General features: G+C 50.9%; 14 protein-coding genes, 1 other RNA gene and 1 pseudogene. 5 read left to right on the forward strand and 11 right to left on the reverse strand.

What is annotated here, in order from left to right; translation table 11 throughout:
- Positions 1–127: 127 nt before the first annotated feature.
- The 3 genes from AC1UKS_RS05600 to AC1UKS_RS05610 all read right to left on the reverse strand — a co-directional run bounded on the left by AC1UKS_RS05600 (position 128) and on the right by AC1UKS_RS05610 (position 3,232).
- Positions 128–994 (reverse strand): nucleoside-specific channel-forming protein Tsx, encoded by an 867-nt coding sequence (locus tag AC1UKS_RS05600; RefSeq protein WP_013203449.1) that lies wholly within the window; start codon positions 992–994, stop codon positions 128–130.
- Between the two features lie 531 nt (positions 995–1,525).
- Positions 1,526–2,380 carry a PA4780 family RIO1-like protein kinase gene (locus AC1UKS_RS05605; RefSeq protein ID WP_482436073.1) on the reverse strand — a complete coding sequence of 285 codons (855 nt, stop codon included), beginning with the start codon at positions 2,378–2,380 and terminating at the stop codon, positions 1,526–1,528.
- Between the two features lie 213 nt (positions 2,381–2,593).
- On the reverse strand, positions 2,594–3,232 hold the full coding sequence (locus tag AC1UKS_RS05610) for a hypothetical protein (protein ID WP_482436074.1): 639 nt from the start codon (positions 3,230–3,232) through the stop codon (positions 2,594–2,596).
- A gap of 535 nt (positions 3,233–3,767) precedes the next feature.
- On the opposite strand from AC1UKS_RS05610, the gene AC1UKS_RS05615 reads away from it, so the two are divergent.
- Positions 3,768–4,876 (forward strand): IS3 family transposase gene (locus AC1UKS_RS05615; RefSeq protein WP_482436075.1). Its coding sequence is split into 2 segments (ribosomal slippage): positions 3,768–4,029 and positions 4,029–4,876, totalling 1,110 coding nucleotides; the frame shifts between segments, so codons are not numbered across the junction.
- Between the two features lie 48 nt (positions 4,877–4,924).
- On the opposite strand, the pseudogene AC1UKS_RS05620 reads toward AC1UKS_RS05615, so the two are convergent.
- From AC1UKS_RS05620 to smpB, 3 genes and pseudogenes are all read right to left on the reverse strand, one after another.
- Positions 4,925–5,890 (reverse strand): annotated as a pseudogene (locus AC1UKS_RS05620) (integrase domain-containing protein); the annotation flags it as partial.
- A 202-nt stretch (positions 5,891–6,092) separates the two neighbouring features.
- Positions 6,093–6,456: a transfer-messenger RNA gene (gene ssrA, locus AC1UKS_RS05625) on the reverse strand.
- 50 nt (positions 6,457–6,506) lie between these two features.
- A complete protein-coding gene (smpB, locus tag AC1UKS_RS05630) occupies positions 6,507–6,989 on the reverse strand; it encodes an SsrA-binding protein SmpB (protein ID WP_013203447.1) in 483 nt (160 codons plus the stop codon).
- 158 nt (positions 6,990–7,147) lie between these two features.
- On the opposite strand from smpB, the gene AC1UKS_RS05635 reads away from it, so the two are divergent.
- Positions 7,148–7,582: a type II toxin-antitoxin system RatA family toxin gene (locus AC1UKS_RS05635; protein WP_013203446.1), complete on the forward strand. Its 435-nt coding sequence runs from the start codon at positions 7,148–7,150 to the stop codon at positions 7,580–7,582.
- Positions 7,575–7,862 (forward strand): RnfH family protein, encoded by a 288-nt coding sequence (locus AC1UKS_RS05640; RefSeq protein ID WP_482436076.1) that lies wholly within the window; start codon positions 7,575–7,577, stop codon positions 7,860–7,862. The genes AC1UKS_RS05635 and AC1UKS_RS05640 overlap by 8 nt, the downstream gene beginning before the upstream one ends.
- Positions 7,863–7,902: 40 nt before the next feature.
- Here AC1UKS_RS05640 and bamE read toward each other — a convergent pair whose 3' ends face one another.
- From bamE to nadK, 3 genes are all read right to left on the reverse strand, one after another.
- A complete protein-coding gene (gene bamE, locus AC1UKS_RS05645; protein WP_013203444.1) occupies positions 7,903–8,253 on the reverse strand; it encodes an outer membrane protein assembly factor BamE in 351 nt (116 codons plus the stop codon).
- A 153-nt stretch (positions 8,254–8,406) separates the two neighbouring features.
- On the reverse strand, positions 8,407–10,068 hold the full coding sequence (gene recN / locus AC1UKS_RS05650) for a DNA repair protein RecN (protein WP_482436077.1): 1,662 nt from the start codon (positions 10,066–10,068) through the stop codon (positions 8,407–8,409).
- 88 nt (positions 10,069–10,156) lie between these two features.
- On the reverse strand, positions 10,157–11,035 hold the full coding sequence (nadK, locus tag AC1UKS_RS05655; RefSeq protein WP_013203442.1) for an NAD(+) kinase: 879 nt from the start codon (positions 11,033–11,035) through the stop codon (positions 10,157–10,159).
- A gap of 124 nt (positions 11,036–11,159) precedes the next feature.
- Here nadK and grpE point away from each other — a divergent pair, with 124 nt between their 5' ends.
- Positions 11,160–11,741: a nucleotide exchange factor GrpE gene (gene grpE, locus AC1UKS_RS05660; RefSeq protein WP_482436078.1), complete on the forward strand. Its 582-nt coding sequence runs from the start codon at positions 11,160–11,162 to the stop codon at positions 11,739–11,741.
- Between the two features lie 48 nt (positions 11,742–11,789).
- Here the strand turns inward: grpE and ung are convergent, their stop codons facing one another.
- Entirely contained in the window at positions 11,790–12,470 is a 681-nt protein-coding gene (ung, locus tag AC1UKS_RS05665; RefSeq protein WP_482436079.1) for a uracil-DNA glycosylase, read from the reverse strand.
- Positions 12,471–12,752: 282 nt separating this feature from the next.
- On the opposite strand from ung, the gene grcA reads away from it, so the two are divergent.
- Positions 12,753–13,136, forward strand: coding sequence for an autonomous glycyl radical cofactor GrcA (gene grcA / locus AC1UKS_RS05670; RefSeq protein ID WP_265911291.1), 384 nt, complete (start codon positions 12,753–12,755; stop codon positions 13,134–13,136).
- A 246-nt stretch (positions 13,137–13,382) separates the two neighbouring features.
- Here grcA and srmB read toward each other — a convergent pair whose 3' ends face one another.
- Positions 13,383–14,714, reverse strand: a complete 1,332-nt coding sequence (srmB, locus tag AC1UKS_RS05675) for an ATP-dependent RNA helicase SrmB (RefSeq protein WP_265911289.1) — start codon at positions 14,712–14,714, stop codon at positions 13,383–13,385.
- Positions 14,715–14,721: the final 7 nt, after the last annotated feature.

Consider the following 14,721-nt stretch of genomic DNA (forward strand, 5'->3'; position numbering starts at 1 on the left):
TCCTTTTATCAGATGCAATATTGCTGAGGAATTATACGTCTGACGGGAGGAAATGGCACGGCGTAAGCGTAGAAACAATGACGCCAGCACGGTTTCCGGTGCTGGCGTTTAGGCTGCGTTTAAGGCATCAGAAATTGTAGCCAGCGACCAGGTAGTAACCCCAACCGGTGGATTTCACTTCAAATTGACCGTTACCGAAGTTCAGCTCCTGGCCATCAGCCCACTGTCCGCCGTTGTGGAAGTAACGCGCCACGAACGAGTAATGCCAGTGATCGTAACCCAGCGAGAGGATATGGCTGGAAGCGATAGAGTTGCTGGTACGGGACGGGCCGGTCTCATCACGCAGATCGGAGCCCCAGTCAAAGTTGGTAAAACCGATGTAGCTCAGATTTCCGCCCCACAGGCTGGTAATCGGAACGAAGTATTTCACCTTAAAGCGATAGCCATCCCAGCTGTTTTCGTTAGCTGCACCGTAGTTTTCCCACTGGTATTTGGCATACACGTTCAGTGAAAGGCCAACATCTGAGTGGGTATCGATATCGGTACCCAGACCCATAAACCAGGTGTTCTGGCGGTTATCGCTGTTACGGCCCATATCGTAGATATAGTTGTTCGCGAAGTACCACTCTTTGAACGGGCCGAAGCTCAGGTCCGTGTTGGTCAGCTTGTCGATAGAGAAACGAGGTTCGATTTCCATAAACAGCGGGGAGCCATGGTCAAAGATACCGTTAGCATTGGAGTTACCCACGCCGAAGAAGTTAGTCGCATCGATATAGCCGTAGAAATCGAACCAGTCTTTTTTGGCGAACGCTTCGTATTCCAGATACACGTCGTTATTGAACTGAGGTCCGAAACGGGTGTGGTAGCTTCCCACCACGTTGACGCTCTGATGCCACCAGTCGGAAACATACTCCGGCGAATCGGTAGCAGCAGTTGAAGAGGCACTATAAGAGAGCGCTGCGAGTGCGCCAGCCATCAGAATTTTATATTTCATTATATTACCACAGGCTTAATGACCCTTTTTATGAAGCCACTGCGAAGGTCTTATTAAGTCGTCAACAGAAGAGGAAAGGGTGACTGTTTTCACAGCAAAAAACACCCGCGATGAATGCTGCGGCAGTGTGCCGTCATCCGCGCTTAAGGAAATAGATATCGCTCACACTTGTCAAACCTTGTTTCATTTCACTTTAGGTAAAGTGTGACGCTTGTCACAAATGTCTTTGACTGGATGGTCTGAAAGGGGATTGAGTAGAGGAAGGGTGTTTTTTGAGTGAGGTAATCGTTTGCATCGCTATTTAAGGCAGGGCAGGCAAAAAGTGGCGATGGATTTAGCGCTTCTGCAAGGGGAAGAGAAGGGCGATGGCAGCGGCTTATAATAAGATTAGCTTATAGATAGTGGCGTTTTTAGCGACGCGTCATCCCTGGCGAGATGAGCCCTTTCTGGTTTCATTAAGAAGATCGCGGGGAGTGATCTCCTTAATAACATCTGCAAATATAGCCGCAGAATTTTACCGGGACAGAATCATTACTCTTCGTCGCGTTCTTTATTTGCCCGCTGACGTTCGTAATAGTCATCTTCCGCAGTAATGATTTCATCCATCAGCGAGTCCATATCGACTTCATGAATCTCTTCAACGAACAGTCCTGTCAGCGGAGTTTCTGGGGTTAACTTGCCGTCTTCATACAGCAGCCAGATTTCTTTCGCATAACGGGTTTTTAGCAACTGCGGAGCAAACTGACCGTAATACGCGGTGATGTTATTCACATCACGCTCGAACATGGCTTCAGCATGGTTATTCGCTGCAGCATCGACAGCCTGAGGCAAGTCGATAATGACCGGGCCTTGTGCATCGAGCAGTACGTTAAATTCCGACAGGTCACCATGCACGATACCGGCACACAACATGCGTACGATATTACGGATCATGATATGGAAATCAGTCACCGCGCTTTCTTCAGACATAGTCACATCGCTAAGACGTGGAGCCACCATGCCGTCTGCATCCGTCACCAGTTCCATCAGGAGCACGCCGTCGATACAAAGATAGGGCTGAGGGACACGTACGCCCGCTTCTGCCAACCGGAACAGCGCATCCACCTCTGCGGTTTGCCAGGACTCTTCCTGCTGCTTGCGGCCGAATTTAGAGCCTTTCTGCATCGCACGGGAGCTACGAGAGTTACGGACCTTTCGGCCTTCCTGATACTGCACGGCCTGCTTAAAGCTACGCTGTGTCGCTTCCTTGTACACTTTGGCACAATTGATCTTGTCACCGCATAACACAGTGTAAACGTCGGCTTCCTTTCCGCTTTTAAGGCGTTGGAGCACATCGTCTATCAGGCCATCATCAACCAGAGGTTGGATTCGGTTTGGGATTTTCATGCGGCTTTATACCTTATTTCAGCCAGGTTACGAAAGATATCAGGCACAAAAAAACCCACAAGGTTTTCACCGTGTGGGTTCTCAGGACTTCATCGAGTGGGTCTGGTAACCATCGACCAAGAATTTGGTGGAGCTGACAGTATACCAGTGTCATTTTGTATTGCAGCACTGCCACCCGTTCTGATGAGATGAAAAAGAGGACTCAAGGTTGCCCTAGCGTCTACCTTCAGCCCTCAGAGGAGCCGGTGAAGCAGAGATGTCGATGTATTTTCTTAATCCCCTTGATCGGCTGACACCGCGAGGATCGGAAAAGGGTAATTTAAGCGTTGGAGCGTCTGATACTTTCACGGTCCAGGTTGTCTCGCCAATGAAGCTGAAGTTGGCTGAGTTGGGCGATAACTTCAAATTATCAAAGTGACCAGACTGGTAATCACCTCCAACAGTCAGTGCCTCTTTTACTCCTTGAGAAAGGTCCAGAAGCAAAATCGTCAGCACTTCTTCGAAGATGACGTCATCCGTCACGAATAAGAGATAGTGGTTCAAATCGACTCTAATCGCAGCTTCCAGCACTTTTCCGGGAATAATAATCCCTGTTGGGTGGCCTTCAATCAAAATCTCAGACTGAGCCTGACTGGTATCTGTTGCTTCTCTTAATTCCGATAGGAATACTGTCGTAATTAGTTCCATATCTATTTTAAAAAAATTCCAAAGCGTATGCTGGACAGGAAACTGTAACAGAAAAAAGGCCCTGAGTTGGGCCGTTTTTATTACGGTAAAAGGAGGCCAAAAAAAGCAAATAAGACATAACATACCGTAGCTGCAAACCACAGGAAAGTATATATCGTCATCCATGTGCGTATTTTGTGGTTTTTATCATCAAAGAAATCATAGCCGGGATCATTGCGGGATATGAAGTGCATTTTCTTTTTGCGACTCAACTTTATGAAGAACCGTAAGACCGGGAATACCCCAAAGAAACCAGTCATATAATAAAAAGTACATGGGCCAGGGAGTTTGTGTTTTTCTCTATAAGAAGATACAAGGTTATAATAATCCTGGCGGTTAAATGAATATAATATAAGTGACAGAATTAAAAGGCAGCAGCCCGTTCCGCCAAAAAATAATGATGTATCAGCCAATAATTTGTTATTAATCATAATAGTCTATAACTTTATTAACTATAGCCTCCGCGCCGGAGCTGCCGGCATATCCCCCAGCAACCGACCCTACAACCGCGCAAGCTACACCACCGGCACCGGCTGTCACTATTCCGATAGCAGCACAACCCGCTAATGCCGCTGAGCTACTGACCCTACCCCAAAATCCTGCTCCATTCAGAAACAGAATTCCGGCATGATAAACACTCCCCTGAACGGAGGTGGTGCCGATGAAAAAGTCACGATTCACCGAAGAGCAGATTGTCTTTGCCCTGAAGCAGGCTGAGCTAGGTACGGCCGTACCGGAAGTCTGCCGCAAGCTGGGCATCTCCGACGCCACGTTCTACACCTGGCGCAAAAAGTACGGCGGGATTTCTCCTTCAGAACTGAAACATATGCGGCAGCTTGAAGAGGAAAATCTGCGGCTGAAGAGGCTGGTTGCCGATCTGAGCCTCGACAAGGCGATGCTGCAGGACGTACTGGCAAAAAAGAGCTGACGCTGGCACGTCTGCGCGAATGGGTCAGGGATTTGCAAGTCCGCTACGGCGCCAGTGAGAGACAGGTCTGTTTTGCGCTGCGGGTCAGCCGCAGCTCGTTTCGATATCATTCTGTGGCCGCCGACGACAGCGCACTGCGGCTACGCATCCGTGAGATAACCGAAACCCGGGTTCATTACGGGTACCGCCGGGTACACGTGATGCTTAGGCGGGAAGGCTGGCGCGATAATCACAAAAGAATCTACCGCCTCTACCGTGAGCAGGGTCTGTCTCTGCGCCTCAAACGGCCACGCCGCAATAAATCGGCCCAGCGCCGACAACCGCAGCCGCAGGGTCTGTATCCGAATCACGCCTGGGGCATGGATTTTGTCTCTGATGCGCTGTTTGACGGGCGACGACTGCGCCTGCTGACGGTTATCGACCTGTACACCCGCGAATGCCTGGGGATCTGCGTGGGGCAGAATTTGCGTTCAACAGAAGTGGCAGAAATGCTGAATAACATAGCGCTCAGACGCCCTTTACCCCAGTTGCTGAAAACCGATAATGGTTCTGAATTTGCAGGGAAAATGCTGGACAGATGGGTGTACGAAAGAGGCATCAGAATCGACTTCTCACGCCCGGGAACACCGACGGACAATGCGACGGTGGAGTCCTTCAACGGCAGGCTGCGGCAGGAATGTCTGAACGAGAACTGGTTTATGTCTCTGGAGGATGCACGGTGCAAAATCGAGGCCTGGCGCATACACTATAACCAGAGGCGTCCCCATTCTGCTCTGGGCTGGATGACCCCATACGAATTCGCCGAAAAATCTGCCGGTTGCCAGAATATGCAGCCAACATGAAGCCGGTTATTCCTGATTATGCCTGGATCATATTCGGGGTCAGGGTCAATTCACTGTTTGACTGTTCATTGGTTGGGTTGGTTTGATGCGGCTGGGAAAGAGAAATTCTCGACCACCGCTGAGAGACTTCATCATTTCCAGAATAGCGAGAGCTCCATCAGATAATGGAACCGTATGCTCCCGATTCATCTTCATTCGAGCAGATGGAATTTTCCATTCGCTAGCATCGAAATCGATCTCATCCCATCGAGCCTAAGCAGCTTCGGCAGGGCGGGTGATGGTGAGAAGCTGCCACATGAACAGGCATCGTGTGGACAGGCTGATACTTGTCGTACGCATAGTCTGCATTAGCTGTGGATGTTGATCCGGGCGGATGCTGGGCATGTTTTTCTTTTGCGGTTTCTCGAATGCCTTCCCGATTTTTACGCTGGGAACCGCATCAATCAGGCCTGTGTTCTGCGCATAAATCATGACTTCGTTAATACGCTGACAAAGGCGTCGGACTGTCTCTAATGCACCTCTGGCCTGAACCGGCTGCACTGCTGTAACCAGAGTATGAGCCTTAATCTCAGTGACACTGATATCACCGATTGCTGGAAAAATATCTCTCTCAAGTGAGCGCCAGATATCGTCGGCATAGTCTTCTGTTACGCTGGCTTTCTTCACATTCCACCAACGCTCGGTAACTAACAGGAAAGTGTTGGTTTTAGCCTTTTGAGAATTTCTTACCTGTTCTTTCTGAGGTCCCTGAGGATCAATGTCTATCGCCAACAAAACTCGAGATTCAGCTCTGAGTTTACGCGCATCAGAAAGGGAGACAGCAGGGTAGGCACCGAAGCTCTATTTTGTTCGTTGTTTTGTCAGCGGTCGATAGTAACGGAACTGCCAGAGCTTACTACCACTGGACTTGATTAATAGAGTAAGCCCGTCACCATCATACAGCTGGTAATCGGCATCTTTAGGTTTGGCGGCTTTGATTTCCGTATCGGTTAACGGCTTGGTTTTTCTTGCCATGATGAGTCTCCATGCGTTTAGGCCCAACGAAAACGATAGAGCTTTTCGTTGGGCCTATCAATGGGCCTAAAAGGTTCGGATTTAATTAGTTCTCTTCGGACTTCGCGGGACAAATTGAGGATACAAAAAAGCCCGCAGGGCTTACGCCTTGCGGGCTTTTAGGACTTCATCGAGTGGGTCTGGTAACCATCGACCAAGAATTTGGTGGAGCTGGCGGGAGTTGAACCCGCGTCCAGAATTACTACACCGTCGGCACTACATGCTTAGTCCAGTCTTTACATTCGCCGGTTAGCTGCGAACGGACACGCCACTAACCAACTAGCCTGATTAGATTTAGTGTTTCAGCCCCAGGCAGGACATCCACACGAGTTCTTTTGTGTTTGACCTCTCTTGATCCCCGTCCTAAGAACGGAGGCTAGGGAGAGAGGGCTCTGAGCAGGTTATTAAGCTGCTAGTGCGTAGTTTTCGTCGTTTGCAACTATTTTTTTGCGGCTTTTAACGAGGCAAACCGCCCCTCGGCATGCTCCTAGGGCTTCGCAAATCCTGTCGAATCCAGAATCAGCCCCAAGTACTACTGTGAAGCAGTGTAACAGAAAAGGTGGTAAACGCCAAAGGCTTAGCGATTTGCGTGTTTCATGATACGTGCTTTGTCGGTCTTCCATTCGCGATCTTTGATATCACCGCGTTTGTCGTGCTCTTTCTTACCTTTGGCTACGCCAATCTTAAGCTTGGCCCAGGCGTTTTTCCAGTACAGGGATAAAGCGACGATGGTGTAACCATCGCGGTTGGCTTTATCGAACAGGATTGCCAGCTCGCGCTCCTTGAGAAGAAGCTTGCGGGTGCGGGTAGGGTCGCAGACCACATGCGAGGATGCGCCAATCAACGCCTGGAAGGTTGCGCCGAACAGAAAGGCTTCGCCATCACGCAGCATAATATAGCTTTCGCTGATGTTGGCCTTTCCTGCGCGGAGTGATTTGACTTCCCATCCCTGGAGCGACAGTCCCGCTTCGAATTCATCTTCAATGAAGTATTCATGGCGGGCCCGTTTGTTCATGGCAATGGTAGCGGAACCGGGTTTATGTGCTTTTTTCTTAGTCATAGTGCCACTTAGTTTACATGAAGCAGTGATTGATGGCATCCCCTGTAACAAACGAGACGGGGAAAAGCGCTATTTTAGCAGAACGCTGGCGGCTGAGAATTTTTGTTTGCCTGCCGGCGATGGTATTATTGAAAAGTTGAAGATTAACAGGAAACGTTATGTCTCAGATTAGTCGTTCCGCGTTGGTGCCCTACAGCGCAGAGCAGATGTTCCGGTTGGTAAACGATGTGGATGCCTATCCGGAATTTCTTCCAGGGTGTACCGGTAGCCGTATTCTCGATGCCAGCGAACAGCAGATGACCGCGTCAGTGGATGTCTCTAAGGCTGGGATCAGTAAAACGTTTGTCACGCGAAATACGCTGACGGATAACCAGAGCATTGCTATGCAGCTGGTTGATGGCCCGTTCCGCAAATTGAACGGTGGATGGAAGTTCACTGCGCTGAGTGATGATGCCTGTAAGGTTGAGTTGAGTCTGGACTTTGAGTTCACCAATATGCTGGTTGAACTGGCCTTCGGACGCATCTTCAAAGAGCTGGCAAGCAGCATGGTGCAGGCGTTTACTAAACGCGCGAAAGAGGTCTACAGTGCCTGATATCGCGGTTGAAGTGGTTTATGCGTTGCCAGAAAAACAGTATCTGTACACGGTAAACGTGGAAGAGGGCGCGACTGTGGAAGAGGCTATCAAAGCTTCCGGCATTCTTGAACTCAGAAGTGATATCAATCTCGCCAGTAACAAAGTGGGTGTTTTTAGTCGCCCGGTAAAACTGGGGGATGAGGTACACAGTGGCGATCGCATCGAAATATATCGCCCGTTACTGGCCGACCCGAAAGAACTCCGCCGCCAGCGCGCCGAACGCGCGGCAAAAAAATAAGGCGCCTTAGCGCCTTACGATTTCATCAACAAGCCTGATATTAACCGCTTTTCTTGCCGCTCAGGGTTGGCTTGTTATCAATGTTAGTCAGGGTACCGCTACCATCAAAGGTCAGCGTCAGCGTCTGCTGAGTCACAGGCTCATGGCCTGGCTCCTGGCGGAACACGTAATACCAGACGTTGCTACCAAACGGGTCGCGCATCATCGGCGTGCCCAGGGTGTAAGCCACCTGCTGTTGCGTCATGCCGGTATGAATTTTGGAAACATCATTCGCAACCAGGTAATTGCCCTGATTGATGTCCGGGCGGTAAACCACTCGCTCCAGAGTGGAACATCCAGCAGTCATCATCAGAAGAACCACCGCCGCAGCAGTCAGCGTTTTACAGCGCATAAGTATCTCTATTCCTTTTCGGGCCAACAATCTGGCTGCATCGAACGTTCGCTACGATTACAGCGTAAGAAGACGATGATAATAAACCTTTCCGCAGTTTGAAACCTCTACGGAGCAAGGATATGACCACAACAGGCCAAAAAAGTGCGGCAATCAGGCTGCTAAAAGCTCCTTTGCATTCGCCAGCGTGTTGCGAGTGACCTCGCTACCGCCCAGAAGACGGGCCAGTTCCTGCAGTCGGGCACGTTTATCCAATGGGATCATATGGGTTTCAGTCATTTCGCCATCGGTCTCTTTACTGACGTAGAAATGATGATTTCCACAGCCCGCCACCTGCGGAAGGTGGGTTACACACATCACCTGCGTGGATTCCCCTAACTGACGCAGCATCTTACCGACCACGGCTGCGGTTGGACCGCTGATACCGACATCCACCTCATCGAAAATCAATGCCGGCGTATCCATCTTACGGGCTGTAATCACCTGAATGGCGAGGGCAATACGCGACAGCTCACCGCCTGAGGCCACTTTCGACAGCGGTTGAAGCGGCTGACCCGGGTTAGTGGTCACGCGGAAATCGATACGGTCTGCGCCCTCAGCGGTCAAATGGTCAGCGTTAAACAGCACGTCAATCCCCAGCTTACCGTGCGGCATGGAGAGCGCATGCATGCTCTCACCAATCAGTCGGCTCAATTCTTCTGCGAAATGCACACGGCGCTGATGCAACTGCTCAGCACAGGCCATTGCCGCACGATGATGGCGGGAGACGTTCAGCGTCAGATCTTCCTGATCGCTTTCCTGCTTATCGAGCAGGCCTTGTTCTTCCAGTAACTGCTGATGGAAGGTCGGCAGTTCTTCAGGGGATATGTGGTGTTTGCGCGCCAGAGCGATCTGTTTAGATATCCGCTGTTCAAGCTCATGCAGACGGTTTGGATCGAGATCCAGACGTTCGCAGTAGTGACGGAGTTCATCGCTGGCTTCACTGATTTGAATGGATGCTTCATCCAGCAGCTTATAGACCCCGCTGAGCTTGTCATCCATCGTCAGCAGCTCGCTAAGCAATTGCTGAGCGGTATACAGCTGATTCTGCAACGTAGCGTCCTCACCATCAGCCAGCAGCATCAGAGCTTGCTGACTGGTGGAGAGCAGCTGTCCGCTGTTGGCCAGACGCTTGTACTCTTCATCAATTGCTTCATATTCACCGGTCACCGGTGCGAACTCGTTCAGCTCTTTAAGCTGATATTGCAGAAGCTCACGGCGAGCCTCGCGTTCCTGAGAAAGTTGCTGATGCTGAGCCAACACGCGGCAGCTCTGATGCCATGCACGATAGCTTGTCGCCATTTCCTGCATCAGGCCGGTTTCACCCGCGTAACCATCAAGCAGCGTTTTTTGATGTTCAGGCTTTAACAGAAGCTGGTGAGCATGTTGACCGTGGATCTGGATCAGCAACTGACCGAGGTCGCGTAACTGAGAAAGGGGAACCGCAGTGCCGTTGATAAAGCCACGTGAGCGACCGTCACTGCTGATCACCCGGCGCAACAGACATTCGTTACCTTCATCAAGCTGGTTTTCAACCAACCACGTCAAGGCAGAAGGGGTGTCTTTCAGAGAGAAGCGCGCACAAATATCGGCGCGGGAAGCGCCAAGGCGAACCATATCCGCTTCCGCCCGACCGCCCAGGCACAAGCCGAGCGCATCAATAGCAATGGACTTCCCTGCGCCGGTCTCGCCGGTGATGGCGGTCATGCCACGCTGAAAATCGATTTCAAGTTCACGAACAATCGCAAAATTACTGATGGTCAGTTGTGCCAGCATAGTGGGTATTCCTGTACGTAAACACAGATATGGTTTTTCATACAGTATATACTGGTTTTATAACCAGTAAAGTAGCTGGCGTTGGTTTTTAAAACAATTTTTTCGACCAGGCGAGCTTAGAGCTCAGCGTATTGAAATAATTATAGTTTTGTGGATGGATGAGATTGAGGTGATCGTTATTCCGGCGGATCAACACGTCTTCACCTTCCTGAATTGGCAAGGCAATCTGGCTGTCACAGCTGACTTCAAGGTCGCCGCGCATATGGGAAAAGCGCAGGCGAATGGTGCTGCTGCTGTTAATCACCAGTGGCCTTGCGGAGAGCGTATGCGGGAACATCGGCACAATCGCGATGGCATCCAGAGACGGCGTTAAAATGGGGCCGCCTGCGGAAAGTGAATACGCCGTTGAACCGGTCGGCGTGGAGATAATCAAGCCATCGGAGCGCTGAGAGAAGGCGAACGACTCATCAATGTAGACTTCGAACTCGATCATATGAGCCACTTTGCCCGGATGCAGCACCACTTCATTGATGGCCGTGCCGATGCGCGGTTCACGGCCCTGGCGGCACACCTGCGCTTCAAGCAGGAAGCGGCTTTCTGTAATGTATTTACCTTCCAGCACGTCGGCTAACTGCTGCTGGGCATTATCCGGATCGAGGTCGGTTAGAAATCCAAGATTGCCACGGTTGATGCCAATCACTTTGATATCGTAACGGGCCAGTACGCGCGCCGCGCCCAGCATATTGCCATCACCGCCGACCACTACGGCAAGGTCGGCTCGCTGACCAATTTCCGCCAACGTGCCGGTTTCAACGTCCGTCAGATTCAGCTCACGGGCGATCTGCTGCTCGATAATCACCTCATAGCCTTTGGTTGTCAGCCAGCGATAGAGCATCTCGTGTGTCGTCAACGCGGTAGGATGGCGCGGATGGCCCACAATACCGATACAGTTGAAATGTTTGTTCATGATGCTGGCGTTCCTCATGAGGTAAACTACCTCAGACAATGTGACGGGTTCCCTTGAAACCGCAATTCTGATCCCCATAATAAGCGAACCAGCGAGATGAATGTGCATAAACGCGGAGAAATTCATGAGTAGTAAAGAACAGAACACCCCAAACGAGCAAGTCTCAGACGATATCGAGATGGAGCAGGCGCAGAATCAGGGCGCAGACACAGCCGAAGCGGTCGATCCGCGTGATGAGCGTATTGCCGAGCTGGAAGTCCAGCTGGCACAGTCTCAGGGTGGCGTACGTGAAGCACAAATCCGTGCCCAGGCTGAGATTGAGAACATCCGTCGCCGTACCGAACTGGACGTCGAAAAAGCGCACAAATTTGCGTTGGAAAAATTTGCCAACGAACTGTTGCCAGTGATTGATAGCCTGGAGCGTGCGCTGGAAATGGCGGACAAGAATAATCCTGAACTGAACTCAATGGTCGAAGGGATTGAGCTGACGCTGAAATCTCTGTTGGGCGCAGTCCGTAAATTCGGTGTGGAAGTGATTGGCGACATTAACGTGCCGTTCAACCCTGAATTGCACCAGGCGATGTCGATGATGGAATCTGAGGATGTGGCGCCAAACCACGTTCTGATGGTGATGCAACGTGGTTACACGCTGAATGGCCGTCTGCTTCGTCCAGCGATGGTTGCCGTAGCGAAAGCCAAAGCGTAATCGCGCTGACCCAGTAAAAAAGCACCCTCGGGTGCTTTTTTTATGCTGTTATTCCGGCAAAATCGGCTGCCAGTCGATCGGTTTTTCGCCGTGCTGCTCCAGCCATTCGTTAGTCCTTGAAAAATGACCGCTGCCAAAAAATCCGCGATGGGCAGAAAGTGGGGAAGGGTGAGGTGCCAGCAACACATGGTGCCGGTGACGGTCGATAATGCTGCCTTTCTTTTGCGCATGTGCGCCCCAAAGCAGGAATACCACTCCTTCGCGATGTTCGTTAATCGCAGCGATCACTCTGTCGGTAAAGGATTCCCAGCCAAATTTCGCGTGTGAGTGGGCATTGCCGCCTTCAACCGTTAAAACGGTGTTGAGCAACATCACGCCCTGACGTGCCCAGCTTTCGAGGAAGCCGTGCTGCGGACGGACGAAACCGGGAATGTCTGTAACCAGCTCTTTGTACATATTCACCAGTGATGGCGGCACAGCCACGCCAGGCAACACTGAGAAGGCCAGACCATGAGCCTGATTGGGGCCGTGATAAGGGTCCTGACCGAGGATCACCACTTTGATATCCCCTAATTCCGTCATCCTTAGCGCGTTGAACACATCTTTCTGAGGCGGATAGACGATTTTGCCCGACGCACGTTCATGAGCCACTTTGGCCAGCATTTCAATGAAATAGGGCTTCTCTTTTTCCTCTGCCAGCACGTCGTGCCAGGTCAGTGTGTTGGCCATTATCGCCTCCTTAACATTTAAGCCGTGTAGCTTAACGTGGAACCGCGATCGGTAAAACTTAAAATATTGTTGATATTTTACAAAAAAATATTAAGTGAGAGTTTGACGAAAATTGAGCTAAATCATTAAGTTGTTCAGAGATGCATTTTCATCCGCGGCAGAATATTGATTTTGGTCAAAGAGGCACTACCTTCGGGCTGATATACAGATCGGATATGAGTCAATTCTGCTCCATTATCCTTGCTGATAGTTATCAGCCCTGAACTGCCTGGAGGCACAATCATGATTACCGGAATTCAAATTACTAAAGCATCTAACGCCGGTCTGCTGAACTCATTCTGGCTGCTGGACGACGAAAAAGCTGAAGCACGCTGCGTGTGTGCTAAAGAAGGTTACAACCAGGATCAGGTTGTGCCGGTCGCTGAGTTAGGCCAAATCGAATACCGTGAAATTCCGCTGGAAGTGAAGCCGGAAGTGCGTGTGGAGGGCGGTCAGCATCTTAACGTGAACGTTCTGCGCCGCGAGACGTTGCAGGATGCCGTCGAACATCCGGAAAAGTATCCCCAGCTGACCATTCGCGTTTCTGGCTATGCCGTGCGTTTCAATTCATTGACGCCAGAACAGCAGCGCGATGTTATTGCCCGTACCTTTACAGAAAGTCTGTAATAATCGGGGAAAATCACCCCGGTTATCGCCATGAAAATAGGACGTGTGTTGAAAAGTGCAGCAGCGCTATTTTCATTGTAATGTGATGAAAGTTAATAAAAATGAGTCGTTGTTGTTTCAGGGTTAAATTGGACTGAGGCAACAATGCCCATTTTCAGATTGAAAAGTTGTTGGAACCGTTATTTTTGTGCATCACAGACATAAAAAAACCGCCTGCTAAGGGCGGTTTTTTGTTATGCGGTGCAATTATTCAGCACTGTCCGGTTTAGCCACTACTGTGGGCTTACGACGCTTACCAATATTTTTGGTATCGCGATGGCGCTCTTTCGCACGCGGCTGCGCTTCTTTCGCTTCCGTCTGTTTAAGCTCTTTGCGCTTGGCCAGCACTTTCTTCGACGGCTTGCCGTTCAGCTTCTCACTCGGCGGACGAGTGGTTGGACGCAGTTCGTCAATGGTGCGTGATTTCAGCGGCTCCTTAATGTAGCGAGTCACTTTACCCAACAACACGTTGTCGTGTGCTTCAACCAGCGAAATTGCGATGCCTTTCTTACCCGCGCGGCCAGTACGGCCAATACGGTGCAGGTAGGTGTCGGAGGTGCGGGGCATATCAAAGTTGAACACGTGGCTGACATCTTCAATGTCGATACCGCGCGCGGCAACATCGGTTGCGACCAGCACGTTTACACGGCCATCCACCACACGTTTAATCGCTTCGTTACGCTTGAACTGCTCCAGTTCACCTTCCAGATAGCTGGTATTAATGCCCGCTTCACGCAGCCAGCCACACAGCTCGTGCACACGCTCACGTTTACGCACAAATACCACGGAGCGGGTGACTTCAGGCTGTTTCAGCATGTGGATCAACAGTGCGGTTTTATGCTTAACGTCATCCGCGCGGTAGTACCACTGCAGGATTTTTTTACGTTCGCGGCGGGCCGGATCGGCTTCAATTTCTTCCGGCTCGTTCAGCAGACGTTCAGAGAAGTCTTTAATCGCATCGCCTTCCAGCGTGGCGGAGAACAGTAATGTCTGTTTGCGCCAGCGGGTTTCAGCCGCGATGGTTTCGATATCCTGGGCAAAGCCCATGTCCAGCATGCGGTCCGCTTCATCGAGGATCAGCGATTCAACCGCGCGGCAGTCAAAGTTCTCTTCTTTGATGTACTGCAACAGACGGCCGGTGGTGGCGACCACGACGTCCTGGTTTTCGCTGAACACTTCCGCGTGGTTCATGTACGCAACGCCACCGGTTATCGTCGCGATATCCAGATGGGTATATTTAGCAAGCTCACGGGCCTGATCGGCAACCTGCATCGCCAGTTCGCGGGTCGGCGTTAAGATCAGAACGCGCGGCGGTCCGGATTTTTTACGGGGGAAGTCGAGCAAATGCTGAAGCACGGGCAGCAGATAAGCCGCCGTTTTGCCTGTACCGGTTGGTGCCGAACCCAGAACGTCACGACCCTCCAGTGCAGGCGGGATCGCAGCGGCCTGGATAGCCGTAGGGCGTGTATAGCCCTTCTCCTGCAATGCTTTCAGCAGGCTTTCATCAAGTTCGAGTTCGGAAAAAGTGGTTACAGTCATGGTCTAC

It is taken from the genome of Erwinia sp. AK-PDG3-5 (assembly GCF_056821705.1).